Annotated in this window: 1 protein-coding gene and 1 pseudogene; both read left to right on the top strand. The window is 72.2% G+C overall.

All coding sequences use genetic code 11. The annotated features are described in order from the left end of the window. Positions 1 to 367, top strand: a pseudogene (locus Mlute_RS15325) (gamma-glutamyl-gamma-aminobutyrate hydrolase); the annotation flags it as partial. A gap of 68 nt (positions 368 to 435) precedes the next feature. Further along, positions 436 to 1,001, top strand: a 566-nt coding sequence (locus Mlute_RS15330) for a cyclic nucleotide-binding domain-containing protein (protein ID WP_147371143.1), incomplete at its 3' end; no start/stop codon positions are given.

A 1,001-nucleotide genomic window follows, 5' to 3' on the forward strand; every position in this document is an offset into this window, starting at 1 on the left:
GGGCTGGGGGGTGGGGGTGCACCGGTTTTCGGTGTACCAAAAGGCCCCCTGGATGGCGCCGCCCCTGGAGGAAGTCCGGCTCATCCTCTCCTGCCAGGACCAGATTACCGTGCTCCCCCCGGGGGCGGTGGTGCTGGGGGGCAGCGCGTTCAGCCCCCACGCCTTTATTCAGGTGGGGGCCAATGTGCTCGGGATGCAGCCCCACCCGGAGTTTCCCAAGTCCTTCGCCGAGGCCCTGCTGGAGCAGCGGCGCGAGCGGGTGGGCGAGGCCCGCTACGCCGAGGCCAGGGCCAGCTTTGCCCTGGAGCCCAGCGCGAAGGAGGTGGCGGCCTGGATTCGGAATTTCCTCGCTACCGGGCCTTCCTGAGCCAGTACCCGCCCTTTGACGCGCTCACCGAGGCCGACTGGGCGGGCCTGGAGGGGGCTTTGCGCCGGGTGCGCTTCGCGCCGGGCGAGGTCATCCTTTCCCCGGTTCAACCCGAGGCCGAGGGGCTTTTTGTGGTTTACCGGGGGGCGGTGCGCCTCGAGCAGGACGGGCAGGGGGTGGCCTGGCTCGAGCCCGGCGAGGCCTTTGGCTACCCCTTGCTGCTGGGCCAGCAGCCCCCCAGCCTCACGGTGCGGGCCGAGGGCGAGGCCGAGTGCTTGCTCCTTGCCAAGGAAGCCTTCCGCCGCCTCCTGGAAAAGCCCGCCTTGGCCCTCTTTTATAGCGCCCGGCTGGCCGAGCGGCTCCGGATGCTGCAGCCTGCGGCCCTGAGCCTGCCCGATCTGGGGCAGCAGGCGGGGGAGGTGGCCGAAGCGGCGGTCTGGCTCGAGGCCGATTCCAGCGTGGCCCAGGCCGCCCGGCGCATGCGCGACGCGGGGGTGAGCGCCCTCCTCCTGCAGGCCCCAACCGGCCTGGCCATCCTCACCGACCGCGACCTGCGCAACCGGGTGCTGGCCGAGGAACGCCCCCCGGATACCCCGGCCCTTGCAGTAGCCAGCGCCCCGGCCCGCACCCTGCC

It is taken from the genome of Meiothermus luteus (genome assembly GCF_003574085.1).
Lineage (GTDB): Bacteria > Deinococcota > Deinococci > Deinococcales > Thermaceae > Meiothermus > Meiothermus luteus.